Origin of the sequence: Acinetobacter sp. YH12100, from assembly GCF_013419135.1 — a bacterium.
GTDB classification, from domain to species: Bacteria; Pseudomonadota; Gammaproteobacteria; order Pseudomonadales; family Moraxellaceae; genus Acinetobacter; species Acinetobacter pseudolwoffii.
In genome coordinates, this window is the sequence record NZ_VPAQ01000034.1 from 1 (window position 1) to 7,026 (window position 7,026).

Consider the following 7,026-nt stretch of genomic DNA (forward strand, 5'->3'; position numbering starts at 1 on the left):
CGAGCTTCAATAGAGTACGAGCTTTAGCGAGTACATAGGGCAGTTTTAAGCACTCCCCTCTTTTTAATATTTTTTAATTTTTTAATTTTTAGCCTCTACAATTAATTGATATATAAGAATAAAAATAGCAATAAGTACACCTTTATCTTGCAATAAGTACACCTTTATCTTGCAATAAGTACACCTTTATCTTGCAATAAGTACACCTTTATCTTGCAAAGTGACACTCAATAAAATAGAGTGTACTTATATATTTAAAAAACATGTGTGCTTATGAAAAAGGAACTAGTCGTTAAAGATAATGCACTAATAAATGCCAGTTATAATTTAGACCTATCAGAACAACGTTTAATACTGTTAGCCATACTTGAAGCTAGGCAATCAAATACACCCAATGATAAAGATTTGACGATTCATGCTGAAAGCTATATCAACCATTTCAATGTTCATAGAAATACAGCCTATAAAGTTCTTAAAGATGCTTGCAAAAGCCTATTTGATCGTAGATTTAGCTATCAAAAGCTGACTCAAAAGGGCAACATTGAGAATGTAATAAGTCGATGGGTACAACGAATATCTTATGTAGAAAATGAAGCTCTTGTTCGTATTAAGTTTTCTGATGATGTTGTACCGTTGATTACAAATTTAGAAAAACACTTCACCAGTTATGAACTAGAGCAAGTCAGCAGTTTAACTAGTGTTTACGCTATACGCTTGTATGAGTTGCTTATCGCATGGCGTAGTACAGGCAAAGTGACTATGGTAGAGCTAGAAGAGCTAAGATTAAAATTAGGCATAGAACCCAACGAATACAAGAGAATGGGGCAATTTAAAGAAAAAGTTTTACACCTTGCCATTGATCAAATTAATGAGTACACAGATATAAAAGCAGAGTATGAACAACACAAACGTGGTCGTTCAATTATTGGTTTTTCATTTAAGTTTAAGCAAAAATCACAGCCGAAAAAATTAGATTCTAAGCGTGACCCAAACACACCTGACTTTTTTGTCAAAATGACCGATGCACAACGCCATTTATTTGCCAATAAAATGTCAGAAATGCCTGAAATGGGGAAATATTCACAAGGTACAGAAAGCTACCAACAATTTGCTATCCGTATAGCAGATATGCTTTTAGAGCCTGAAAAATTCAGAGAGCTTTATCCAATATTAGAAAAATCAGGATTTCAGCCATGATTAAATTAAACAACCTATCAACTGATCTAAAACATGTGACCGTTGAATACCTCGACATCGTAAATTATGAAATTGCGAGGGAAAATATATGCGGTTATATCTTCCTATTATCTCGAATATCCAAAAATGCAGAACCCACCAAAAAAATGCAGATGGAAAGCAAAATACAGGACTTAATTTACTATCGAGATAATTTGCAGATAGAGGACAAAGACAATATTCAAAAGGTTTTAAATACGCTCATTCCCGAGTATCAAGCCGAACAGAACAACCAAACAGCTAAGAAAAATTAGGCTTCAATATCGGGCAAATCAAAAAGCTGTCTATCTCTATTTTCTGTTAAATATTCGTTGAGTTCAGCGAGTATTTTTTCTTTATTGGCTTCATTAGATTGCATCTTTTTAATTAAGTAAGAACCGAGCAAAATTTTACGTCTTGTATCGTCCTTTCTTTCTTGTTCCTTTTGCTTGGTTTTTTCTCTTGCATCAATAGCCTGTTTTTGAGCTTTTAACTGTTTCAACTTTTCTAATTGGGCTTCAATTTTCTTTTCGATATTTTCAGCAGATTTTGTCATAACGGTTAATTTCGGGATATAGAAAACCACTCAAGCATAAAACCCTATGAATTGAAATTCAAGCGGGCTATATGCTATCGTGTTTTTCATGAAATAGCACTTACGACTTGAACAAAGTTCAAGTCAAAGTTGCGCAAGGGGACACCCCTTAACCCCAAAAAACTGCTACGCAATTTTTTAAAAGCAAAAGCACCCCAAGGCGACTGCATGGCAATTTATCATTGTTCCACTAAAACGGTGAACCGAAGTTCGGGGCGAACTGCGGTTGCATCATCTGCATATCGTGCAGGGGAAAAACTAGAAGATGAACGCACAGGACTGACCCATGACTTTACGAGAAAAGACGGTGTCGCCCATTCTGAAATTCTGTCTAATTTAGATATTGAAATTGACCGTGGTGAACTTTGGAACTTGGCAGAAAAAACCGAAAACCGTAAAGATGCCCGAACCGCTAGAGAATGGGTCATTGCCCTACCTGATGAATTAGACGCTGATCAACGTAAGGACTTGGCAAAAGACTTTGCCAGGTCCTTAGTTGATCGCTATGGAGTGATCGCAGATTTAGCCATCCATGAACCCAGCAAAGGCGGTAATGATAAGAATCATCACGCCCATATCATGCTTACCACCCGAAAAGCCGAATTGGACACGGACAATAAACTCACCCTGACCACCAAAACCGATATTGAACTCAGCAACGCCAAACGAAAAAGCCTTGGTATGGGTACAACCCAAGACGAAATTAAACAGATTCGGGAAACGTGGGCAAATTTAGCCAATCACGCATTAGAACGAGCAGGCTACCGAGAAAAAATAGATCACCGCAGCTATGCCGATCAGAATAACGGACTACAAGCCACCATCCATGAAGGCACTAAAGTCACCCAATTACGCAGACAAGGCATAGACACTGAAATCAGCCGTTTTAATGACAATGTGAAACAGCAGAACGCCCAACAGCTTGACCAACAGAAACAGCAGAAAGAGAGCGTTTTACAGCGTGGTTTAAACCGTGTCGATCAAGGTTTTGATCAATGGCAGAAGAACCAAGAAACCAAACGTCTAGAACTGGAACGCCAAGCGGAAATGAAACGACAGCAAGAATTAGATAAACAACGAGCCGAGCAAGCACTCCGCAAGGCATATCAAAAACTAAGTAGAGGCGGAATGTCATTATGAGTAATCAAAATGATTTAGATGACCAGTTATATATTTTATTGGCATCCATGAAGGAATATCGAGAAGCCATAGCAGACGATAAGAAGCGATTAGAGCAGTTTTACAACCAAGTCGCTAGTGGAGTGCTAGACAAGGCTGAAAAATCGCTAGAAAACACAAATAAGAAGCATACAGGTGCATTAAACAACAGTATTCAGGCATTAAACGAAGCTACAAACAGGCTCAACTTAAAACTTATCTTTATTTTTGCCAGCACGTTTGTTGCTGTGATGATGGTGTTCATTTTGGCTATCTTTTTATACATACCAAGCAAAGACGAAATTGATGAACGTAGAGCAGATATGGCTGTACTAAAAAAATATCCGCTACAAATTCGAGAAAGTGATGGTGAAACATTGGTGAGAATAATGAGGAAAAATTGCTACTCGTTTGAACCGAGTAGTGTCAAAGAAAAAACGTATGACTGGTGTCAGATCGACCCTAAAAAATACTAGTTGATCGGTACTTTGCTTGGTTTTTCTCATTACAAATCAAATTACAGCAAGCGCAAAGTTGCCCGACTTTGAAACATGGCTTTAGCCATCTTTCAAAGCATCGAGCTGAAATTTCGCATAAGAGATTTTATGTTAAATAAGATGGAACTTAGACAAAATTTTATTAATAGTTATGCATTCTGCACAGTTAGTTTTAGACCTAAAGCATTTACTACACGATTAATCGTATCAAAACGAGGTGCTGAATCTTGACGGAGTGCTTTGTAAAGTGCTTCACGTCCAATTCCTGCTTCTTTAGCGATTTGAGTCATACCACGAGCTTTAGCAATTACACCAAGTGCATGAGCTAGTTCAGCAGGGTCATTCTCTTCAAGAACCATATTAAGATACATTACAATATCTTCTTCACTCTTAAGTGCTTCTGCCATGTCAAAGCTAGGTAGATCAGCTATTTTAACCATTTTTCAATCCTCTAAAGATTTTGATAAATCAACAGCTCGTTCTATATCCTTTTGCTGTGTAGATTTATCACCACCTCCAAGCATCACAATGATTACATCACCATGTTTGATGTAATACATGCGCCAACCTGGTCCGAAGAACTCTCGCATTTCCCAAACACCTTCTTGAAGATGCTTTACATCGCCCCAATTACCACGCTGAACCTTATCTAATCTTCGATTCAGTTTAAGACGGGTCATACTGTCTTTAATGCTATCTAGCCATTCATCAAATTCAGGGAGACGTTTAATCTCGGTCATGAAAGTTCCTCTTTATTGTATTCGATCGAATACACAACATTATAATGAATATATTTTATGAGTAAATGAAATAATAAGAATATATTTTATCAATTGATTATTTAATAACCTATGTTCTTGGCAAAAGGTATCAAACCTGCTCATAAAAAAGCCGACTTGTTTCTAAGTCGGCTTTTTACTGTTTTTGAAGTCAGTCAAAATTTTATAACTATATGAAAAACAATAATATTTTAAATTGCGTTTCGTATAAGCTCTATTATGTTAAATAATTAAGGATAAAAGCTTTATTACTAAATAGAACAGTTGCTTAAAGCAGTATAGAGTTAAGTTTGCATTTTAATATCAAGTTGTCTTTCAGCACCGATAATCACCATACGAATCCCATTTTCAAAAATGTCATCCGCATTCATATTTTGTAAGGTATTCACTCCTTGGAGCATGAGTGGATATATAGTTGGATCGGCTTCGAATGGTGGGTCTGATCTTATTTCTTCTTGCTGCTCCTCAAGGACCCACCCAACAATAAACCTTCCTAATGTCATAAGTAATGCAACTGCTTCAACAGGAGAAAACCCAGCATGAGATAACAGCGCAACTTGGGCCTCAATCGTGTTGAAATGTCCTTGACTGGGGCTAGTTCTTGCATGTAGACGAGCACCATCACGGTAAGCTAGTAGTGCTCGACGAAAGCTTACAGAATTAGCGAGCAACCAATCTTGCCATGTCATCCCATCGATGGGTAAAGAAACTAAATGGTGTTCATTTATAATGGTTTCCGCCATTGCTTCCATTAACAAGGATTTATTCTTGAAATGCCAATATAGAGTTGGAGATTTAATACCCAATCGTTGAGCTAGCTTGCGTGTGGTTATTGAATCTATGCCTTCTTCATTCAACATATCCAATGCGGTACGCAGGACTATTTCACGTGTCAGACGTTGAGGTGCAATATCTTTTTTACTCATAAATCTATCACTGATAGGGAGTGTGTGAGAGAATATTAATTCTATCATTGCTAGAGAAGGCATTTGTGAAGAAATCATTGAGCGTGATTTTAATCACTATATTTCTGGATGCTGTTGGGATTGGTTTAATTATGCCGATCTTGCCTGAATTATTACGGTCATTGGCTGGAGCTGAAGCAGGCGGTGTTCACTATGGTGCTTTATTAGCTGTGTATGCTCTGATGCAGTTCATTTTTGCACCTATCCTTGGAGCGTTGAGTGACCGATTTGGACGTCGACCTGTATTAATTATTTCAATTGCTGGTGCAACGGCTGATTATCTCCTAATGGCTGCTGCTCCTTCTCTATTGTGGCTATATATTGGTCGTATTTTTGCGGGAATTACAAGTGCCAACATGGCTGTTGCAACAGCTTATGTTTCAGATATTACTCCAGCCCATGAGCGTGCAAAAAGGTTTGGTCTCCTTGGAGCTGTCTTTGGTATTGGGTTTATAGCGGGTCCGGTAATAGGTGGAGTTTTGGGTGAATGGAACTTACATGCACCGTTCTTTGCTGCTGCTTTTATGAATGGGATTAATTTAATAATGACAGCAGTCTTATTAAAAGAATCAAAACACAGCAATAAAATGACTGAGAAGGTTCAGGAGCAATCAATATTAAAGAAATTATCCTATTTGATCACTCAACCTAATATGGCTCCATTGCTTGGTATCTTTTTAATTATCACATTGGTTTCACAAGTCCCCGCAACTTTATGGGTTATCTATGGGCAGGATCGTTATGGCTGGAGTATATTTATTGCAGGTGTTTCCCTTGCTAGTTATGGAATATGCCATTCTATTGCACAGGCTTTTGCTATCGCCCCTATGGTAAAGAGGTTTGGAGAGAAAAATACGTTGTTATGTGGAATAGCTTGCGATGCAATTGGTTTACTTCTTTTATCTATTGCTGTTGAAGAATGGGTGCCTTTTGCGTTGTTACCATTGTTTGCCCTTGGTGGAGTAGCCGTTCCTGCTTTGCAAGCAATGATGTCCAGAGGTATTAGTGATGAAAGACAAGGTGAATTACAAGGGCTATTAAGCAGTTTTAATAGTCTGGGGGCTATAATTGGTCCTGTATTAGTTACTAGCCTCTATTTTATGACTCAGGCATCAGCTCCTGGAATGGTATGGGCATTAGCTGCAATACTTTATGTAATCACCCTACCCTTATTGCTTAAGTATCGCCTGAATAAATATTCTGGAGTTCCATAAAATATTTAATTTATTGGTTTAAAAACTAATGGATTCTATAGTTTATCTAAAATTAACATAATACACCTTATCCGAAATGCTTAGATATTTTCATTATCTTTCAATGTTATAGTCAATACTTAATAGCCCGAAACGTCATGCTCGGGCTTTTTTTATGATTCTTCACGTTCCACGACTAATATTTCATCAATGTTTCACAACTTTGATTAGCTCCAGTAAATAATTAAAACCTAGATAATAAGAACCGAGCGAGTGTCTACGAGCGATTGAGCATCATCAAAATTTCGACCTCGCTTTTTCTCTGATTACAAGCTCCCTTTCGATTTTAAACGGTAGTTACAGAGCATCCCGAATGGGTGCGAACTTTGGAGCTTTTGCTTTTCAAAAAGTATGAGCGAAGCGAATACATTACCAATGCTTTTGCTTTTAGATTTCATAAACAGGATTAACCAAAAACTGCCCCATGAAGCGAGGAACGAGCTTCAATAGAGTACGAGCTTTAGCGAGTACATAGGGCAGTTTTAAGCACTCCCCTCTTTTTAATATTTTTTAATTTTTTAATTTTTAGCCTCTACAATTAATTGATATATAAGAATAAAAATA

General features: G+C 37.4%; 9 protein-coding genes. 5 read left to right on the top strand and 4 right to left on the bottom strand.

The genetic code is table 11. From position 1 onward, the window contains the following. Window positions 1-273: 273 nt before the first annotated feature. Window positions 274-1,197 carry a replication initiation protein RepM gene (repM, locus tag FTU40_RS14600; RefSeq protein ID WP_004856439.1) on the top strand — a complete coding sequence of 308 codons (924 nt, stop codon included), beginning with the start codon at window positions 274-276 and terminating at the stop codon, window positions 1,195-1,197. Beyond that, window positions 1,194-1,490, top strand: a complete 297-nt coding sequence (locus FTU40_RS14605; RefSeq protein WP_004856442.1) for a hypothetical protein — start codon at window positions 1,194-1,196, stop codon at window positions 1,488-1,490. Before repM ends, FTU40_RS14605 begins: the two co-directional genes overlap by 4 nt. On the opposite strand, the gene FTU40_RS14610 is transcribed toward FTU40_RS14605, so the two are convergent. Beyond that, on the bottom strand, window positions 1,487-1,771 hold the full coding sequence (locus FTU40_RS14610; protein ID WP_004856445.1) for a hypothetical protein: 285 nt from the start codon (window positions 1,769-1,771) through the stop codon (window positions 1,487-1,489). The genes FTU40_RS14605 and FTU40_RS14610 overlap by 4 nt on opposite strands. A 207-nt stretch (window positions 1,772-1,978) precedes the next feature. On the opposite strand from FTU40_RS14610, the gene mobQ reads away from it, so the two are divergent. Continuing rightward, window positions 1,979-2,950 carry a MobQ family relaxase gene (gene mobQ, locus FTU40_RS14615; RefSeq protein ID WP_004856449.1) on the top strand — a complete coding sequence of 324 codons (972 nt, stop codon included), beginning with the start codon at window positions 1,979-1,981 and terminating at the stop codon, window positions 2,948-2,950. Next, on the top strand, window positions 2,947-3,444 hold the full coding sequence (locus FTU40_RS14620; protein ID WP_004856450.1) for a hypothetical protein: 498 nt from the start codon (window positions 2,947-2,949) through the stop codon (window positions 3,442-3,444). The genes mobQ and FTU40_RS14620 overlap by 4 nt, the downstream gene beginning before the upstream one ends. A 170-nt stretch (window positions 3,445-3,614) precedes the next feature. On the opposite strand, the gene FTU40_RS14625 is transcribed toward FTU40_RS14620, so the two are convergent. From FTU40_RS14625 to FTU40_RS14635, 3 genes are all read right to left on the bottom strand, one after another. After that, a complete protein-coding gene (locus FTU40_RS14625; RefSeq protein WP_004787581.1) occupies window positions 3,615-3,905 on the bottom strand; it encodes an addiction module antidote protein in 291 nt (96 codons plus the stop codon). 3 nt (window positions 3,906-3,908) lie between these two features. Then, entirely contained in the window at window positions 3,909-4,205 is a 297-nt protein-coding gene (locus FTU40_RS14630) for a type II toxin-antitoxin system RelE/ParE family toxin (protein WP_004787583.1), read from the bottom strand. A 323-nt stretch (window positions 4,206-4,528) separates the two neighbouring features. Further along, the gene (locus FTU40_RS14635; protein WP_004787586.1) at window positions 4,529-5,170 is read right to left on the bottom strand and encodes a TetR/AcrR family transcriptional regulator C-terminal domain-containing protein; all 642 of its coding nucleotides are present in this window, start codon (window positions 5,168-5,170) and stop codon (window positions 4,529-4,531) included. A gap of 65 nt (window positions 5,171-5,235) precedes the next feature. On the opposite strand from FTU40_RS14635, the gene tet(39) reads away from it, so the two are divergent. Then, window positions 5,236-6,423 carry a tetracycline efflux MFS transporter Tet(39) gene (gene tet(39), locus FTU40_RS14640; RefSeq protein WP_026438272.1) on the top strand — a complete coding sequence of 396 codons (1,188 nt, stop codon included), beginning with the start codon at window positions 5,236-5,238 and terminating at the stop codon, window positions 6,421-6,423. The last annotated feature ends 603 nt before the right edge of the window (window positions 6,424-7,026 follow it).